Source organism: Kocuria sp. GQ42 (genome assembly GCF_059758435.1).
The window spans coordinates 281,823-298,753 of sequence record NZ_JCAXEN010000001.1; the positions used below are offsets into that span (position 1 = coordinate 281,823).

The 16,931-nt window shown below is 74.1% G+C and carries 14 protein-coding genes; 11 read left to right on the forward strand and 3 right to left on the reverse strand.

What is annotated here, in order from left to right; all coding sequences use genetic code 11:
* Positions 1-79 precede the first annotated feature (79 nt).
* From glgX to AC6CH6_RS01350, 6 genes are all read left to right on the forward strand, one after another.
* Complete coding sequence (glgX, locus tag AC6CH6_RS01325; protein WP_498253768.1) at positions 80-2,266, forward strand: glycogen debranching protein GlgX; 2,187 nt, start codon at positions 80-82, stop codon at positions 2,264-2,266.
* A gap of 84 nt (positions 2,267-2,350) precedes the next feature.
* The gene (gene treY, locus AC6CH6_RS01330; protein WP_498253769.1) at positions 2,351-4,708 is read left to right on the forward strand and encodes a malto-oligosyltrehalose synthase; all 2,358 of its coding nucleotides are present in this window, start codon (positions 2,351-2,353) and stop codon (positions 4,706-4,708) included.
* Between the two features lie 5 nt (positions 4,709-4,713).
* A complete protein-coding gene (gene treZ, locus AC6CH6_RS01335; protein WP_498253770.1) occupies positions 4,714-6,588 on the forward strand; it encodes a malto-oligosyltrehalose trehalohydrolase in 1,875 nt (624 codons plus the stop codon).
* 107 nt (positions 6,589-6,695) lie between these two features.
* Positions 6,696-7,721 (forward strand): aldo/keto reductase, encoded by a 1,026-nt coding sequence (locus tag AC6CH6_RS01340; protein WP_498254347.1) that lies wholly within the window; start codon positions 6,696-6,698, stop codon positions 7,719-7,721.
* Positions 7,722-7,740: 19 nt separating this feature from the next.
* Positions 7,741-8,418 carry a LysE family translocator gene (locus AC6CH6_RS01345; protein WP_498253771.1) on the forward strand — a complete coding sequence of 226 codons (678 nt, stop codon included), beginning with the start codon at positions 7,741-7,743 and terminating at the stop codon, positions 8,416-8,418.
* 116 nt (positions 8,419-8,534) lie between these two features.
* Positions 8,535-9,620, forward strand: a complete 1,086-nt coding sequence (locus AC6CH6_RS01350; RefSeq protein ID WP_498253772.1) for an inositol-3-phosphate synthase — start codon at positions 8,535-8,537, stop codon at positions 9,618-9,620.
* Between the two features lie 26 nt (positions 9,621-9,646).
* Here the strand turns inward: AC6CH6_RS01350 and AC6CH6_RS01355 are convergent, their stop codons facing one another.
* The gene (locus AC6CH6_RS01355; protein ID WP_498253773.1) at positions 9,647-10,435 is read right to left on the reverse strand and encodes a phosphatase; all 789 of its coding nucleotides are present in this window, start codon (positions 10,433-10,435) and stop codon (positions 9,647-9,649) included.
* Positions 10,432-11,724, reverse strand: coding sequence for a glycosyltransferase (locus AC6CH6_RS01360; protein WP_498253774.1), 1,293 nt, complete (start codon positions 11,722-11,724; stop codon positions 10,432-10,434). The genes AC6CH6_RS01355 and AC6CH6_RS01360 overlap by 4 nt, the downstream gene beginning before the upstream one ends.
* Positions 11,725-11,794: 70 nt before the next feature.
* Between AC6CH6_RS01360 and alr the strand changes: the two genes are divergently transcribed.
* The 5 genes from alr to tsaD are packed head-to-tail and all read left to right on the forward strand — an operon-like array spanning position 11,795 to position 15,878.
* On the forward strand, positions 11,795-13,036 hold the full coding sequence (alr, locus tag AC6CH6_RS01365) for an alanine racemase (RefSeq protein ID WP_498253775.1): 1,242 nt from the start codon (positions 11,795-11,797) through the stop codon (positions 13,034-13,036).
* A complete protein-coding gene (tsaE, locus tag AC6CH6_RS01370) occupies positions 13,033-13,572 on the forward strand; it encodes a tRNA (adenosine(37)-N6)-threonylcarbamoyltransferase complex ATPase subunit type 1 TsaE (protein ID WP_133409358.1) in 540 nt (179 codons plus the stop codon). The genes alr and tsaE overlap by 4 nt, the downstream gene beginning before the upstream one ends.
* 40 nt (positions 13,573-13,612) lie before the next feature.
* Positions 13,613-14,290, forward strand: a complete 678-nt coding sequence (gene tsaB, locus AC6CH6_RS01375) for a tRNA (adenosine(37)-N6)-threonylcarbamoyltransferase complex dimerization subunit type 1 TsaB (protein WP_498253776.1) — start codon at positions 13,613-13,615, stop codon at positions 14,288-14,290.
* A 32-nt stretch (positions 14,291-14,322) separates the two neighbouring features.
* Positions 14,323-14,784: a ribosomal protein S18-alanine N-acetyltransferase gene (gene rimI, locus AC6CH6_RS01380; RefSeq protein WP_498254348.1), complete on the forward strand. Its 462-nt coding sequence runs from the start codon at positions 14,323-14,325 to the stop codon at positions 14,782-14,784.
* Positions 14,781-15,878, forward strand: coding sequence for a tRNA (adenosine(37)-N6)-threonylcarbamoyltransferase complex transferase subunit TsaD (tsaD, locus tag AC6CH6_RS01385; protein ID WP_498253777.1), 1,098 nt, complete (start codon positions 14,781-14,783; stop codon positions 15,876-15,878). Before rimI ends, tsaD begins: the two co-directional genes overlap by 4 nt.
* 15 nt (positions 15,879-15,893) lie before the next feature.
* Here tsaD and AC6CH6_RS01390 read toward each other — a convergent pair whose 3' ends face one another.
* The gene (locus tag AC6CH6_RS01390; protein ID WP_498253778.1) at positions 15,894-16,889 is read right to left on the reverse strand and encodes a 2-hydroxyacid dehydrogenase; all 996 of its coding nucleotides are present in this window, start codon (positions 16,887-16,889) and stop codon (positions 15,894-15,896) included.
* Positions 16,890-16,931: the final 42 nt, after the last annotated feature.

Here is a 16,931-nt window from a genome sequence, read left to right on the forward strand (position 1 = left end):
GCTAAGATCGATCCCACTTGCCCCAAAACCCAGCCCGCTGACGGTGACCCCTGCCCGGCGGTACGACAGGAGATCCCCCATGGAAGTCTGGCCAGGTCAGCCCTATCCCCTCGGAGCCACCTTCGACGGGACCGGCACGAACTTCGCCCTCTTCAGCGAGGGCGCCGAGAAGGTCGAGCTGTGCTTGTTCGACGAGCTCGGCACCGAGACCCGCATCGACGTCGCGGCCCAGGACAGCTACGTCTGGCACTGCTACCTCCCGACCGTCCAGCCCGGGCAGCGCTACGGCTACCGCGTGCACGGACCGTGGAACCCCGCCGAGGGCCAGCGCTTCAACTCCGCCAAGCTGCTGCTCGACCCCTACGCGAAGGCCGTCTCCGGCCAGATCGACTGGGACCAGGCGCTGTTCTCCTACGACTTCGGCGACGAGGACTCGTTCAACGACGAGGACTCCGCCCCCCACATGATGATGGGCGTGGTGATCAACCCGTTCTTCAACTGGGAGGGCGACCGCACGCCCCGCACGCCGTACCACAAGTCCGTGATCTACGAGGCCCACGTCAAGGGCCTCACCCAGCAGCACCCCGAGGTGCCGGAGGAGCAGCGCGGCACGTACGCCGGCGTGGCCCACCCCGCGGTGATCACGCACCTGCAGAAGCTGGGAGTCACGGCCATCGAGCTCATGCCCGTGCACCAGTTCGTGCAGGACAGCACCCTGCTCGACCAGGAGCTGCGCAACTACTGGGGCTACAACACCATCGGCTTCTTCGCCCCGCACAACGAGTACCACTCCACGAACGACCTCGGCGGCCAGGTCCAGGAGTTCAAGGCCATGGTGCGGGCCCTGCACCAGGCCGACATCGAGGTCATCCTCGACGTGGTGTACAACCACACGGCCGAGGGCAACCACATGGGCCCCACGCTGTCCATGAAGGGCATCGACAACCAGGCCTACTACCGGACGGTGGAGGGCGACCAGAAGTTCTACATGGACTACACGGGCACCGGCAACACCCTCAACGTCCGCCACCCCCACTCGCTGCAGCTCATCATGGACTCCCTGCGCTACTGGGTGACCGAGATGCACGTGGACGGCTTCCGCTTCGACCTCGCCTCCGCCCTGGCCCGCGAGTTCTACGACGTGGACAAGCTGGCCACGTTCTTCGAGCTCGTCCAGCAGGACCCGGTCGTGTCCCAGGTGAAGCTCATCGCGGAGCCGTGGGACGTCGGCCCCGGCGGCTACCAGGTGGGCAACTTCCCGCCCCAGTGGACGGAGTGGAACGGGAAGTACCGGGACACCGTGCGCGACTTCTGGCGCGGGGAGCCCGCGACCCTCGGCGAGTTCGCCTCCCGGATCACCGGCTCGGCGGACCTCTACGAGCACAGCGGCCGCCGGCCGTTCGCCTCGATCAACTTCGTCACCGCCCACGACGGCTTCACGCTGCGGGACCTGGTCTCCTACAACGAGAAGCACAACGAGGCCAACGGCGAGGGCAACAACGACGGCGAGTCCCACAACCGCTCCTGGAACTGCGGCGTGGAGGGACCCACCGACGACCCCGAGGTCCTCGCCCTGCGCTCCCGCCAGCAGCGCAACTTCCTGGCGACGCTGCTGCTGTCCCAGGGCACGCCCATGGTGCTGCACGGCGACGAGCTGGGCCGCACGCAGGACGGCAACAACAACACGTACTGCCAGGACAACGAGCTGTCGTGGATCAACTGGGACACCTTGGACGGCCCGCTCACCGAGTTCGTCGCCGCCGTGACCCACCTGCGCCACGACCACCCGACGTTCCGCCGCTCCGAGTTCTTCGACGGCCGGCCCGTCGAGATGGACGCGGACGACACCGGCCGCCCGATGCCCGACATCGCGTGGCTGAACACGGACGGGGCGCCGCTGAAGCCCGCCGACTGGGACGAGCCCCTGTCCCGCTCCTTCGGGATGTGGCTCAACGGCAACGGCATCGCCGGCGTGGACATGCGCGGGCGGCCCATCACGGACGTGAACTTCATCGTGTACTTCAACTCCAACCCGGAAGCCGTGAAGTGCAAGCTCCCGCCGGTGCGCTACGGCCGGCAGTGGGAGGAGGTCATCGACACCGCGGGCAAGTACGCCGACGGCCAGATCCGCAAGGCCCGCACCTCGATCGTCCTCGAGGGCAAGTCGATGGTCGTGCTGCGCGCCTACGAGGCCCCCGAGGAGGAGCCCGACGCGTCGGTCGCCGCCTCCGTGGCCGCGTACGCGAAGACGCCGCAGGACCAGTGAGCTGACGGCCCCGGCAGGCTGTCGACCCGGACACGGGTCGACAGCCTGCTGGTGTTTCCGGGGCCGGGCCGACAGACTGGTGCGGTGCGCACACCTATCTCGACCTACCGACTCCAGATCACCTCCGACCTGACGCTCGACCGCGCCGCGGGGCTCGTGGACTACCTCCACGACCTCGGCGCCGACTGGGTCTACCTGTCGCCGATCCTCCGGGCCGTCGACGGCTCCGACCACGGCTACGACGTCGCGTCCCCCGCCGAGGTGGACCCCGTCCGGGGCGGCGCCGCCGGGCTCAAGACGCTCGCCGACGCCGCCCACGCCCGCGGCATGGGCGTGCTGGTGGACATCGTCCCCAACCACCAGGGCGTCGCCGCCCCGGAGCAGAACCCCTGGTGGTGGTCGCTGCTCGCGCAGGGCCAGGACTCGCCGTACGCGAAGGCCTTCGACGTCGAGTGGGCGTCCGGCGGTGGCCGGGTGCTGATCCCCGTGCTGGGCGACGGCGACGACGAGCTCGCGCAGCTGCGGATCGAGGACGGCACGCTGCGCTACTACGACAACGTCTACCCGCTGGCCGAGGGCACCTGGGCGGAGGGCGACGACCCGCAGGGCGTCCACGACCGGCAGCACTACGAGCTCGTGAATTGGCGCCGCGGCGACGCCGAGCTCAACTACCGCCGGTTCTTCACCGTCGCCACGCTCGCGGGCGTGCGCGTCGAGGACCCGGCGGTCTTCGAGGAGTCCCACGCGGAGATCAAGCGGTGGATCGACGAGGGACTCGTCGACGGCCTGCGCATCGACCACCCCGACGGGCTGCGCGACCCGCGGCAGTACCTCGAGCAGCTGAAGGAGCTCACGGGCGGCGCCTACGTCGTCGTCGAGAAGATCCTCGAGCCCGGCGAGCGGCTGCCCCGCGACTGGGCCACCGCGGGCACCACGGGCTACGACGCCCTCGGCGTGATCGACCGGCTGCTCACCGACCCGGCCGGGGAGTACGCGCTCACCAGCCTGGACGCCCGGCTGCGGGGCGGGGAGCCCGTGCACTGGGACGAGATGATCCACGGCACCAAGCGCGCCATGGCCGACGGCGCGCTGCTGGCCGAGGTCCGGCGCCTCGCCCGCCTCGTGCCGGAGGACGCCGGCCTGGACCGGGCCGTCGCCGAGGACGCCCTGGCGGAGATCCTCGCGAACTTCCCCGTGTACCGCAGCTACCTGCCCGAGGGCGCCGAGCACCTGCGGGCGGCCCTCGACGCCGCCCGGGAGCAGCGCCCGGACCTCGCCGGCGCGATCGGGACCCTGGGCGGGCTGCTCGGGGTCGACGCCACGGACGAGGCCGGGCTCGGGGAGCTCGCCCGCCGCTTCCAGCAGACCTCCGGGATGATCATGGCCAAGGGCGTCGAGGACACCGCGTTCTACCGCTTCCCCCGCCTGACCTCGCTGACCGAGGTGGGCGGCGACCCGTCGCACTTCGCTGTGACCCCCGAGGAGGCGCACGCCGAGCTCGCCCGCCGGGCCGCCGAGGAGCCCCTCGCAATGACGACGCTGTCCACGCACGACACCAAGCGCTCCGAGGCGGTGCGGGCGCGGATCACCGTGCTCGCCGAGGCGGGGGAGCAGTGGGCCGGCGTGGTCGGCACCGTCAAGAAGCTCGCCGAGCAGGCCGGGGCCCTCGTGGGCGACGGCCCGCTCGTGAACCTCGTGCTCCAGGCCGTGGTGGGCGCCTGGCCCATCTCGCAGGAGCGCGTGCTGGACTACGCCCTCAAGGCCGCCCGGGAGGCCGGCAACTCCACCGCCTGGGTCGACGGGGACGCCGGGTTCGAGCAGCGGCTCACCCGGTTCGTCGAGCTCGTCCACCACGACCCGCAGATGCGGGCCGTCGTCGAGGGTTTCGCCGAGCACGTCACCGCGGCCGGCTGGGCGAACGGGCTCGCCGCCAAGCTCGTCCAGCTCACGATGCCCGGCGTCCCGGACGTCTACCAGGGCTCCGAGCTGTGGGCGGAGTCCCTCGTGGACCCCGACAACCGCCGTCCCGTCGACTTCGGGGCCCGGGCCGCCGGGCTCGCCCGGCTGGACACCCCCGTGGGCGGCACCGCCGACGGGATCCCCGCCGTGGGACCGGACGGCGCGGCCAAGCTGCTCGTCACCAGCCGCGCCCTGCGGCTGCGCCGGGACCGTCCCGAGCTGTTCACCGGCTACACCCCGCTGACCGCGTCCGGCCCGCTGGCCGGGCACGTGTTCGCGTTCGACCGCGGCGGCGCCGTGACCGTGGCCACCCGCCTGCCCCTCGGCCTCGCCGCCGCGGGCGGCTTCGACGGCGAGACCCTCGAGCTGCCCGCGGGCGGGTTCGAGGACCTGCTGACCCGCCGCACGCACTCGGGCACCGTGGCGCTGTCCCGGCTGCTCGCCGACTACCCCGTGGCGCTGCTGCGCCGGAAGGACTCCTGACCTCCATGAACACCCGCGAGCACCTGAACCGCTTCGACGTCTGGGCCCCGCACGCCAGGACGGTGACCGTGCGGATCGAGGGCGACGACCACGACATGATCCCCGCCGCGGACCTGCCCGAGGACTCTCCGGCGGGCACGGCGGCGCGCCGCGACGGCTGGTGGACCCTGCCCGACGGCGCGGACGTCCCCGAGGGCACCGTGCGCTACGGCTACCTCCTGGGCAAGACCTTCGACGAGGGCACGGCGCAGGAGCGCTCGCAGGTCTCCGAGGTCCTGCCGGACCCGCGCTCCCGCCGCCAGCCGCAGGGCGTGCACGACCTCTCCTGCACGTTCGAGCCCTCCGCGCACCGGTGGGGGGATGCCGCGTGGACCGGGCGGACCCTGGCCGGGTCCGTCGTCTACGAGCTGCACCCCGGCACGTTCACCCCGGAGGGCACCCTCGACTCGGCGGTCGAGCGGCTCGACCACCTCGTGGAGCTCGGCGTGGACTTCGTGGAGCTGCTGCCCGTCAACGGCTTCAACGGCGAGCACAACTGGGGCTACGACGGTGTCCTCTGGTACACCGTGGACGAGTCCTACGGCGGGCCCGCGGCCTACCAGCGCTTCGTGGACGCGTGCCACCAGCGCGGGATCGGCGTGATCCAGGACGTCGTCTACAACCACCTGGGCCCGTCCGGGAACTACCTGCCCCTGTTCGCCGACTACTTCAAGCCCGGCTCCAGCACCTGGGGCGACCTCATCAACCTCGACGGCTGGGGCTCGGACGGCGTGCGGGACTACATCCTCGACAACGTCGAGATGTGGCTGCGCGACTACCACGTGGACGGGTTCCGCCTCGACGCGGTGCACGCCCTGCAGGACCACCGGGCCGTCCACATCCTCGAGGAGATCGCCGAGCTCGTGGAGCGCGTGGGCGTGGAGACCGGCAAGCCCCTGTTCACCGTCGCGGAGTCCGACCTCAACGACCACCGGATGATCACGCCGACCACGGCCCACGGCCTCGGCATGACCGGGCAGTGGCTCGACGACTTCCACCACGCCGCGCACGTCGCCCTCACCGGGGAGACGCAGGGCTACTACGCCGACTTCGCCGCCCTCGGGACCCTCGACAAGGTGATGCGGGACGCGTTCTACCACGACGGCACCATGTCGGTGTTCCGCGGCCGCCACCACGGGCGGCCGGTCGACAAGCAGCGGGTGCGCCCGTGGCAGTTCGTCACGTGCATCCAGAACCACGACCAGATCGGCAACCGCGCCGCGGGGGACCGGATCAGCGCGAGCCTCACTCCGGACCAGCTCGTGCTGGGCGCCGCACTGCTCCTCACCCAGCCGTTCACCCCCATGCTGTTCATGGGGGAGGAGTGGGGCGCGTCCACGCCGTGGCAGTTCTTCACCGCACACCCCGAGCCCGAGCTCGGGGAGGCCGTGGCGAAGGGCCGCAAGGCGGAGTTCGCGTCCATGGGCTGGGACGAGGACACGGTCCCGGACCCCCAGGAGCCCAGCACGTTCACGAACTCGAAGCTCGACTGGGACGAGCTCGGCCAGGACGACCACGCCCGGGTGCTGAGCGCCTACCGCGAGCTCATCGCGCTGCGGCGCGCCGTGCCCGAGCTCACCGACCCGCGCTTCGACACGATCGGCACCGACCTGGACGAGGACGCCCGCTGGTTCGTGCTGCGCCGTGCCACGGCCCCGGGCTCCGACCACGGGGTCGCGGTGCTGCTGAACTTCGGCGCCGGGCCCGCGCAGGTCCCCTTCCCCGGCCGCCCGGACGCCGAGGTGCTCTACCGCTCCGGCGACGTGTCGCTGACCGCGGGCTCCGGCGGCGGCGGCGTCGCCGCGCTGCCCGCCCACGGCGCCGCCGTGGTGCGCTACTGAGCCCCCTCCGCCGTCCCCCGAACGACCTCCCCGACCCTCGAAAGGCCCCCGTGCGCACCTACGGACCCGACGTCCCCTACCTCCCGGCCGACGACCGCTACGAGACCATGCCCTTCCGCCGCGTGGGCGACTCCGGGCTGAAGCTGCCCGTGATCTCGCTCGGGCTGTGGCACAACTTCGGCGACGACAAGCCGCTCGCCACCCAGCGCGCCACGCTGCGCCGGGCCTTCGACCTCGGCGTGACCCACTTCGACCTCGCCAACAACTACGGCCCGCCGGCCGGCGCCGCGGAGCTGAACTTCGGGCGGATCCTGGCGCAGGACCTCGCGCCGTACCGGGACGAGCTCGTGATCTCCTCCAAGGCCGGCTGGACCATGGGCCCGGGCCCGTACCACTTCGGCGGCTCCCGGAAGTACCTCGTGTCCTCCCTGGACCAGTCCCTGCAGCGGATGGGCCTGGACCACGTGGACATCTTCTACCACCACCGCCCGGACCCGGACACCCCGCTCGAGGAGACGATGCGGGCCCTCGACCACATCGTGCGCTCCGGGCGGGCCCTGTACGTGGGGATCTCCTCCTACAACGCCGAGCTGACCCTGCGCGCCCAGCAGATCATGCGGGAGCTGGGCACGCCGCTGCTGATCCACCAGCCGTCCTACTCGATGCTCAACCGGTGGATCGAGTCCCCGGGACCGTCGGGGACCTCCCTGCTGGGCGCCCTGACGGAGGCGGGAATGGGCTCGATCGTGTTCTCCCCCCTGGCCCAGGGCATGCTCACGGACCGGTACCTGGACGGCGTCCCGGAGGGCTCCCGGGCCGCCGCGGAGAAGTCCCTGAACCCGGAGTGGCTGACCGGCACGACCCTGGAGAAGGTCCGCGGTCTGCACGAGATCGCCGCCGCCCGCGGGCAGAGCCTGGCCCAGATGGCGATCGCGTGGGTGCTGCGCGAGCAGGCGGACGGCCAGGTCAGCACCGCGCTCGTCGGCGCGTCCTCGCCGCAGCAGCTCGAGGACAGCGTGGGCGCCGTGCACCACCTCGCCTTCACCCCGGAGGAGCTGGAGTCGATCGACCGGCTGGCCACGGACTCCGACATCAACATCTGGGCGGGCGCCCGCGACTCCAAGACCGCGTGAGCGGCAGGGCCCGGTAGCCGTGGAGGCCTCGCAGTACCTCGCCCTGCTCGGGCTGTGGATCGCCGGGATCGTCGCCCCCGGCCCCGACGTCCTGGTGATCCTGCGCAACGCGTCGCTGGGCTCCCGGGCGGCCGGCGTGCTCACCGCGGTGGGGGTGATGACCGGCAACCTCGTGTGGATCACGCTCTCCCTCACCGGGGTGACCGTCCTGATCGGCCAGGCGGACACGCTCCAGCGGCTCATCCAGGTGGCCGGGGCGCTGTTCCTCGGCTGGCTGGGGGTGAGCGGGATCCGGGCGGGTCTCGCCGCCCGGGCCGTGCCGGACCGGGTGCCGAGCGCGGGGGGCGGCGGGCCCGGCAGCGTCCCGGGGGAGCCGCAGGCCCCGCCGGGGCGCTCCGTCACCCCCGGCCGGGCCTTCGTCCTCGGGCTCGTGACGAACCTCTCGAACGCGAAGGCCATCATCTTCTTCGTGGCGCTGTTCGCCAACGTGGTCCCCGCGGGCGCGCTGTGGTGGGAGACGGCCCTGGTCTTCGCACTGCTCGTGGCCGTGGGCCTCGCCTGGTTCACCGCGGTCGCGTGGGTCGGCTCGGTCGAGCGGCTGGCCGCGGGCTTCCGGCGGCAAGGGGCGGCCGTGGAGCTCGCCGCCGGCGTGCTGTTCCTCGTGCTCGCCCTGGGCCTGCTGCTCAGCGCGCTGTGAGCCCGCCGGCCGGCCCCCGGGGCGGGCGCACCCCCGGCGGGCACTAGACTGGAGCGCTGGGTCCTGCCCGGCCTGGCGCCGGGGACGGGACCCAGACGACCAGACAAAGGAGTCCCGTGTCCCACCATCCCATTCGCGTGGCCGTCGCCGGTGTCGGCAACTGCGCCTCCTCGCTGATCCAGGGCGTGCACTTCTACGCCGACGCCGACCCGGCCGCCACCGTGCCGGGGCTGATGCACGTGGTCTTCGGCGACTACCACGTGGGCGACGTGCAGTTCGTGGCCGCCTTCGACGTCGACGCCGCCAAGGTCGGCCTGGACCTCTCCGAGGCGATCGGCGCCGGGGAGAACAACACCCTGGTCTTCGCCGACGTCCCGCACTCCGGGGTCACCGTGCAGCGCGGGCCGACCCTGGACGGACTCGGGTCCTACTACCGGGAGGTGGTCGAGGAGTCGGCCGAGGCGCCGGTGGACGTGGTCCAGGCCCTGAAGGACGCGCAGGTGGACGTGCTGGTGTCCTACCTGCCCGTGGGCTCCGAGGAGGCCGACCGCTTCTACGCCCAGGCCGCGATCGACGCCGGGGTGGCCTTCGTCAACGCGCTGCCCGTGTTCATCGCCTCCGACCCCGGGTGGGCGCAGAAGTTCACGGACGCCGGGGTGCCGATCGTGGGCGACGACATCAAGTCCCAGATCGGGGCGACGATCACCCACCGGGTGCTGGCGAAGCTCATGGAGGACCGCGGCTACGTGCTGGACCGGACCTACCAGCTCAACGTGGGCGGGAACATGGACTTCATGAACATGCTCGAGCGCACCCGGCTGGAGTCGAAGAAGATCTCCAAGACCCAGGCGGTGACCTCCAACGTGGAGAAGGAGTTCGGGACGAAGGACGTGCACATCGGGCCCTCGGACCACGTCCCGTGGCTCGAGGACCGCAAGTTCGCCTTCGTGCGCCTGGAGGGCCACGGCTTCGGCAACGCCCCGATCTCCCTGGAGTACAAGCTGGAGGTGTGGGACTCGCCGAACTCGGCCGGGGTGATCATCGACGCGATCCGCGCCGCGAAGATCGGCCTGGACCGCGGCGTGGGGGGCCCGCTGACCTCCGCGTCGGCGTACTTCATGAAGTCCCCGGCCGAGCAGCTGCCCGACGACGTGGCGAGGGCGGACCTGGAGGCCTTCATCCGCGGCGAGCGCGAGCGCTGAGCCCGCCGCTCCCGCCCCCGGGACCCTCAGAGGTAGTCCGCCAGACCGGCGCGGTGGAGGACGAACGCCGTGACCGGTTCGTAGACGCGCGGCGGGAGGTTGTCGTCGAGCGGCACGGCGACCTCGACCTGGCCCTGCGCCTCCGCCACGAACACGCCCGGGTCGTTGCAGTCGGCGACCGCGATGGTCCGCAGCCCCCGCGACCCGGCGGCCCCGGCGAGGCCGTGGTCGGCGACCACGAGGTCGGGCGGGTTCTGCCCGTCCCGGCGCAGCTTCTCCAGGGTCAGGGACATCGGCCCGGGGAAGTGGGTGTGCCGCAGCCCGCCGTACTGCTCGACCATCACGACGCTCTCGATCTGCCGGACGTCGCCGTCCTCGAACGGGAAGCCGTCCGGGACCTGCACCACGTGCGCGCCGGCGCGGCGGGCCACCCGGGCCAGCTGCGCGTAGACCGGGAACAGGCCGGCCGGGTGGCCGGTGGCGAAGAGCACGCGCCCGCCGGCGGCGACCACCTCGCCGAGGACCCGCGCGTAGCGCTCCAGCCCGGCGACGGCCAGCTCCGCGGAGATCGTGTCCTGGCCCTCCGCGTGCGCCCGGTCGGGGGAGATGCCGACGCGGTCGCGCATCAGCGCGAACACGTCGTCGAAGCTCCACTCCCGGGTGCGCACCACGCCCATGTGCTGGTGCTGGTCGCCGTCGAGGAAGCCCTGGATGTTGCGCAGGTTCGCCTCCCGGGGGGTCGCCACCGCTCCGGTGATGCGGTGGTCGTCGAGGTGGCGGGCGAGGTCTGCTGGGGAGAGGGGGGAGGTCGTCACCGTTCGAGTGTATTCAGGCGCCGGCCGCTACCGTCGCGTACCCCCGCCCGGGCGCGGACCCGGGCGTAGACCTCCGCCGTGGCCAGGGCCGTGCGTTCCCAGGAGTGGCCCTCGGCGCGCCGGGCGGCGGCCCGGCCCATGCGCTCCAGGGCGGCCGGGTCGCCGGCGAGCGCGACCACGGCCCGCGCCCACGAGCCGGGGTCGCGGTCGGGCACGAGCCGGCCGGTGAGCCCGTCGAGCACCGCGGTGCGCAGCCCGTCCACGTCCGTGGCGAGCACCGGCGTGCCGCAGGCCTGCGCCTCCAGGGCCACGAGGCCGAACGTCTCGGAGGAGGAGGGGACGGCCACGACGTCGGCCCGGCGCATCCGGGCGGCGAGCTGCGGTGCCGGCAGGGCGGGTCCGAAGCGCACGACGTCCTCCAGCCCCAGCTCCCGCACGCGCTCCCGGAGCGCGGCCGTGAAGCCCCGGGTGCCCACCCCCACGACATCCAGCTCCACGGGCAGGCCCGGGTCGGTTCGCCGGATCCGCGCGAGCGCGTCGACGAGGACGTGCGGGCCCTTGAGCGCCTGCAGGCGCCCGGCGAACAGGATCCGCAGCGGGCGCCCCGGTGAGCCGGGGGGCGGCTCGTCGGCGCGGCGCGGCTCGCCGGGGGCGGGGTCCGGGGAGAAGGCCGAGAGGTCGACGCCGGGGGTGATCACGGTCAGGCGCCCCGCGTCCGCGTCGTAGAGCTCGATCATCTGCAGCGCCTCGGTCCGGGTGTTCACCACCGTGGCCTCGGCCCGGGCGATCAGCTCGGCCTCGGCCTCGGCGCGGGAGGCCGGCTCGAGGCCCTCCCCGGTCCGGGCGCGCAGGTTCTTCCCGAGCGCCGTGGTGTGCAGGGTCAGGACGAGCGGGACGCCCCAGCCGTCGGCGAGCTCCCGTCCCGCGGCGCCGGAGAGCCAGTAGTGGGCGTGCACGACGTCGGGCCGGTCGGCTTCCGCGCGGAGCACCTCCGCGAAGGCCGCGGTGAACCCGGGCAGGTCCTCCTTGCTCGCCCCGGCGGCACCCGGCAGCGAGACGGTGAGCAGCCGCAGCCCCTCCCGGATGCGGGTGCCCCGCACGCCGGCGACGGCCGGGGCGCCGTCGCCCCGGTCGAGGGTGGCCATGTCCACGGTGTGGCCGGCGTCCACGAGGGCCTCGGCGAGGTGGCGCACGTAGACGTTCATCCCGCCCGCATCCCCCGACCCCGGTTGCTCGAGGGGACAGGTGTGCAGGCTGATCAGCAGGACGTGGCGGGGCGCGGCGGACACGGCTCAACTCTAGCCGCCGGGCCCGGGGCCCCGGTCCGGGCCCGGGGGCGGCGGTGCCACAATGGGAGCCGTGAACCGTCCAGACCCCGTCCCGGCCGCCCCGTCCGGATCCGCCCTCCGCCCTCCGCCCCGCTGCGAGCGCAGCGCCGTGGTCGACCTCGCCGCCGTCCGCGCCAACGTGCGCCGGCTCCGGGCCCTCGCCGCCCCCGCCCGGCTCATGGCCGTGGTCAAGGCCGACGCCTACGGCCACGGTGCGGTGCCCGTGGCTCGGGCGGCCCTCGAGGCCGGCGCCCACGCCCTGGGCGTCGCCCACGTCGGCGAGGCCCTCGCCCTGCGGGCCGCGGGGATCGGGGCGCCCGTGCTCGCGTGGCTGCACACCGTCGACACCGACTTCCGGTCGGCGCTCGCCGCCGACGTCGAGCTGGGCGTCAGCGGATGGGAGCTCGCCCCGATCGCCGCGGCCGCCCGCGCGCTCGGGACCACCGCCCGGATCCACCTCAAGATCGACACCGGTCTGGGCCGCAACGGCGCGCCGGAGGCCCTCTGGCCCGAGCTCGTGCGGGCCGCCGCGCAGGCCGAGACCGAGGGGCTCGTGCGGGTGGTCGGCGTCTTCACCCACCTCGCTGTCGCCGACGAGCCGTCCCGGCCCGAGACCCGGGAGCAGCTCGAGCGCTTCCGCGCGGCCGTGGCCACGGCGCGGGCCGCCGGGCTCCGGCCCGGGCTGCGGCACGCGGCGAACTCGCCCGGTCTGCTCTCCGCCGCCGGGCTCGATCGCCCCGGGGACATGCTCCTGGACATGGTCCGGGTGGGGGTGTCCCTCTACGGGCTCTCCCCGTTCGCGGACCGCACCCCGCAGCAGCTCGGTCTCGTGCCCGCCATGACGCTGCGGAGCACGGTCAGCGCGGTCAAGGAGGTGCCGGCGGGCCAGGGCGTCTCCTACGGGCTGGGCTACGTCACCGACCGCCCCACCACCCTGGCGCTCGTCCCGCTCGGCTACGCGGACGGCGTCCCGCGCTCCGGCACCGGTGGTCCCGTGCGGATCCAGGGCCGCACCTACCCGGAGGTCGGCCGGGTCGCGATGGACCAGATCGTGGTCGACCTCGGCGCGCCGGGACGCTCCGCCCCCGAGCACGGGCTGCTCGGGGCGGAGGCCGTGCTGTTCGGGGCGGGGGAGAACCCCTCGGCGAGCGCGTGGGCGGACGCCGCCGGCACCATCAACTACGAGATCGTCACCCGCGTCTCGCCCCGCGTGCCCCGGGTGCACCTGCACGCCGCGGAGGACCCGGCGGGCGCGGCGGAGGAGCGGGCATGAGCGAGTGGACCCGGACCGTGACCGTGGACGGGCCCGGGCGCACCCAGGCCCTGGCCGAGCGGCTGGGCGCCCAGCTGCGCGCCGGGGACCTGCTGGTCCTCACCGGCGAGCTCGGCGCGGGCAAGACCACGTTCACCCAGGGGCTGGGCCGGGGCCTGGGGGTGCGCGCGGGGATCATCTCGCCCACGTTCGTGCTGGTCCGCCGGCACCCCAACGTCCCGGACGGTCCCCGGCCCGGCGGCCCGGACCTGGTGCACGTCGACGCCTACCGGCTGGGCTCCGCGGCGGAGGTCGACGACATCGACCTGGAGGACACGGCGGACACCGCCGTAACCGTGGTCGAGTGGGGGGCCGGGAAGGTCGAGCACCTGGCCGACTCCCGCCTCGAGATCGTGCTGGAGCGCGCCGTGGGCGCCGACCCCCTCGTCCCCGGTACGGCCGGGGACGAGGACCCGGACGAGGACGACGAGCCCCGCCGCATCACCCTCACGGGGATCGGCCCGCGCTGGGCGGACGGGCCCCCGCGGCTCGACTGAGCCGGGAGGCGCCCCCGGGGGCGGGCACTACACTGGTCGGGTGCTCCTCCTGTGCCTGGACTCCTCCGCCGTCGCCTCCGCCGCCCTCGTCACCGGTGCGGGCGAGGTCCTCGGCTCCTACGCGAGCCCGGACACCCGCTCCCACGCCGAGGTCCTGGCCCCCGCGGTCCGCGACCTGCTGGCCGGCCGCGGCGTCACCGGCGCCGACCTCGACGGGGTCCTCGTCGGCACCGGCCCCGGGCCCTTCACCGGCCTGCGCGCGGGGATCGCGACGGCGCGGGCGCTCGCCTTCGCGTGGGACGTGCCGCTGCACGGTCTCATGAGCCTCGAGGCCCTCGCCCAGGACGCGGCAGGGCCCGCCCGGGTTGCCGGTCACGAGGAGTTCCTCGTGCTCACCGACGCCCGGCGCCGGGAGGTCTACTGGGCCCGCTTCGCCGCGACCGAGGACGGCCCGCGGCGCACCGGGGGGCCCGGCGTGGCCGCCGCCGAGCAGCTCCCGGAGCTGCCCGCCTACGGCCGCGGGGCGGGGATCTACGCGGACCGGCTGGCCCGGCCCGTGCCGGAGTTCGCCGCGGCCCAGCCCACGGCGTCGTCCCTGGGCCTCGCCGCCGCGCGCCGCACGGCCCGCGGGGAGGCGCTGTCCCCGGACACGACCCCCCTGTACCTGCGCGAGTCCGACGCGAAGGTCCCCGGTCCCCGGAAGCGGGCGGGCGCGTGAGCCCCGCCCCCGACTCCTGGACGCTGCGCCGGATGGTCCCCGCGGACGTCGCGGCGGTGCACGCGCTCGAGCGGCGGCTCTTCCCGGTCGACGCCTGGCCGCTCGAGATGTTCTTCGCGGAGCTCGCCCAGCCCGTGTGCTGGTACTGGGTCGCCGAGCAGGAGGGCGTGATCGTCGGCTACGCGGGGCTCATGTGTATCCGCCCCGTGGGCGACGTGCAGACCATCGCCGTGGTCCCCGAGCACGAGGGACGCGGGATCGGCTCCGCCCTGCTGCGCACCCTGCACGCGCAGGCCCGGGAGCTCGGGGCCACCGAGGTGCTGCTCGAGGTCCGCGCCGACAACCCGCGCGCCCAGCAGCTCTACCGCCGCTTCGGCTACGAGCAGATCCACACCCGCCCCCGGTACTACCGGGACGGCGCCGACGCGCTGATCATGCGCCTGGACCTCACCGCCACCGACACCCCGGCCGCCCCGACGGAGGAGACCCCATGACCGACGGACCCCTCGTGCTGGGCATCGAGTCCTCGTGCGACGAGACCGGCGTGGGGATCGTCCGGGGACGCACCCTGCTCGCCAACGTGGTGTCCTCCTCGATGGACGAGCACGTGCGCTTCGGCGGCGTGATCCCCGAGATCGCCTCCCGCGCCCACCTCGACGCGATCGTCCCCGCCCTGCGCGAGGCCCTCGACCGGGCGGGCGTGGGCCTGGCGGACCTCGACGCGCTCGCGGTCACCTCCGGGCCCGGCCTGGCCGGGGCCCTCATGGTGGGCACGGCCGTCGCGAAGGCCCTCGCCGTGGCCACGGGCAAGCCCCTCTACGCGATCAACCACCTCGTGGCGCACGTCAGCGTGGGCCTGCTCGAGGACTCCGGGGTCGAGGGCTTCCAGGGCGACGTCGACGGCGGGCTGCCGCCCGGCCTCGGGGCGCTGCTGGTCTCCGGGGGGCACACCGAGATCCTCGCCGTCGAGGACCTCTCCCGGGACGTGCGCCTGCTCGGGGCCACGATCGACGACGCGGCCGGTGAGGCCTACGACAAGGTGGCCCGCGTCCTGGGCCTCGACTACCCCGGCGGCCCGGCCATCGACGCCGCCGCCCGGGACGGGGACCCCACCGCCTTCCGCCTGCCCCGCGGGCTGAGCGCGGGCAAGTACATGGGCTCCGCCGAGCGGCCCGGCCCGCACCGCTACGACTTCTCCTTCTCCGGGCTCAAGACCGCCGTGGCCCGGGTCGTCGAGGGCTACGAGGCGCGGGGCGAGCCGGTGCCGGTCGCCGACGTCGCGGCGTCCTTCCAGGAGTCGGTGGCCGACGTGGTCACCCGCAAGGCCGTGCTCGCGTGCACCGAGCAGGGGCTCGGGACGCTGATGCTCGGCGGGGGAGTGGCCGCGAACTCCCGGCTGCGCGAGCTCACCGCCGAGCGCTGCGCCGCGCACGGGATCGAGCTGGTGATCCCCCGGCTGCCGCTGTGCACGGACAACGGGGCGATGGTCGCCGCGCTGGCCGCCCGGGTCGTGGCCGAGGGCCGTGCGCCCTCCGGGCTGGACTTCGCCGCCGACTCCTCGCTGCCGGTCACCACCGTCTCCGTCTGAGCCGGCCGGGGCCGCTCACGGCACGGGGGTGACCAGGGTGCCGTCGGCCAGCCAGCTGCGGAGGTTGCGCAGGGCGAGCTCGGCCATCTCCCGGCGGGTCTCCACGGTCGCGCTGCCCACGTGCGGCAGGAGCACCACCGTGTCGAGCTCGCGCAGGGCGGCCGGCACCCGGGGCTCGTCGGCGAAGACGTCCAGGCCGGCCCCGCCGAGCCGGCCCTCCTGCAGCGCCGCCACCAGGGCCCGCTCGTCGACGACCGAGCCACGGGCGACGTTGACGAGGAACCCGTCCGGGCCGAGGGCGTCCAGCACCTCCGCGTCGACCGTCCCGGCGGAGTCCGGGCCGCCGGGGACGGCGACCACGAGCACGTCGACGGCGGCCGCCAGCTCCGCCGCGGACCCGTGGTAGGCGTACCCGCTGCCGGTGGCGGGGCGCCGGTTGTGGTAGTGGATCTGGCAGCCCAGCGCCTCCAGCCGGACGGCGACCGCCCGGCCGATCCTGCCGAGGCCCAGCACGCCCACCCGCCGTCCGGAGGCGTGCCGGCCCAGCGGGAAGTTCCCCGTGCTCTCCCACTGCCCGCGCCGGACGTAGCGGTCCGCCGCGGAGAAGCGGCGCAGCACGTCCAGGTAGAGGGCCAGCGCGGTGTCCGCCACGGCGTCGGTCAGGACGTCGGGGGTGTTGCTCATCACGATGCCGCGCTCGGCGGCCCCGGCGGCGTCCGTGCCGTCGTAGCCCACGCCGAAGTGGACGACGGCCTCGAGCCGGGGCAGCCGCCGCATCAGGTCCGCGCCCACGCCGGTGCGCCCGGAGCCGACCGCCACCCTGACGTCGCCGGCGTGCCGCTCGAGGAAGCGGTCCTGCTCGGCGGGGTCCTCGGGCAGGCGCAGGGCGGAGAACTCGGCGGCCAGCGCCTCCTCCAGCAGGGGGTGCAGGGCGCCGAGCTGCAGCACCCCGTGGTCCTGCGGGGCGTGGCGGGCGGAGGGGTCCGGGCCGGTGCCGGTCGTGTTCGTCATGCCTGCAACCTAGGGACGAACAGGTCCCCGCGTCCAGCGGGG

Excerpts from the sequence above, each read along its gene's own strand:
- glgX (WP_498253768.1), top strand. The coding sequence starts at position 80 with ATGGAAGTCTGGCCAGGTCAGCCCTATCCCCTCGGAGCCACCTTCGAC.
- treZ (WP_498253770.1), top strand. The coding sequence starts at position 4,714 with ATGAACACCCGCGAGCACCTGAACCGCTTCGACGTCTGGGCCCCGCAC.
- AC6CH6_RS01340 (WP_498254347.1), top strand. The coding sequence starts at position 6,696 with ATGCCCTTCCGCCGCGTGGGCGACTCCGGGCTGAAGCTGCCCGTGATC.
- tsaE (WP_133409358.1), top strand. The coding sequence starts at position 13,033 with ATGAGCGAGTGGACCCGGACCGTGACCGTGGACGGGCCCGGGCGCACC.
- rimI (WP_498254348.1), top strand. The coding sequence starts at position 14,323 with ATGGTCCCCGCGGACGTCGCGGCGGTGCACGCGCTCGAGCGGCGGCTC.
- tsaD (WP_498253777.1), top strand. The coding sequence starts at position 14,781 with ATGACCGACGGACCCCTCGTGCTGGGCATCGAGTCCTCGTGCGACGAG.
- AC6CH6_RS01390 (WP_498253778.1), bottom strand. The coding sequence starts at position 16,889 with ATGACGAACACGACCGGCACCGGCCCGGACCCCTCCGCCCGCCACGCC.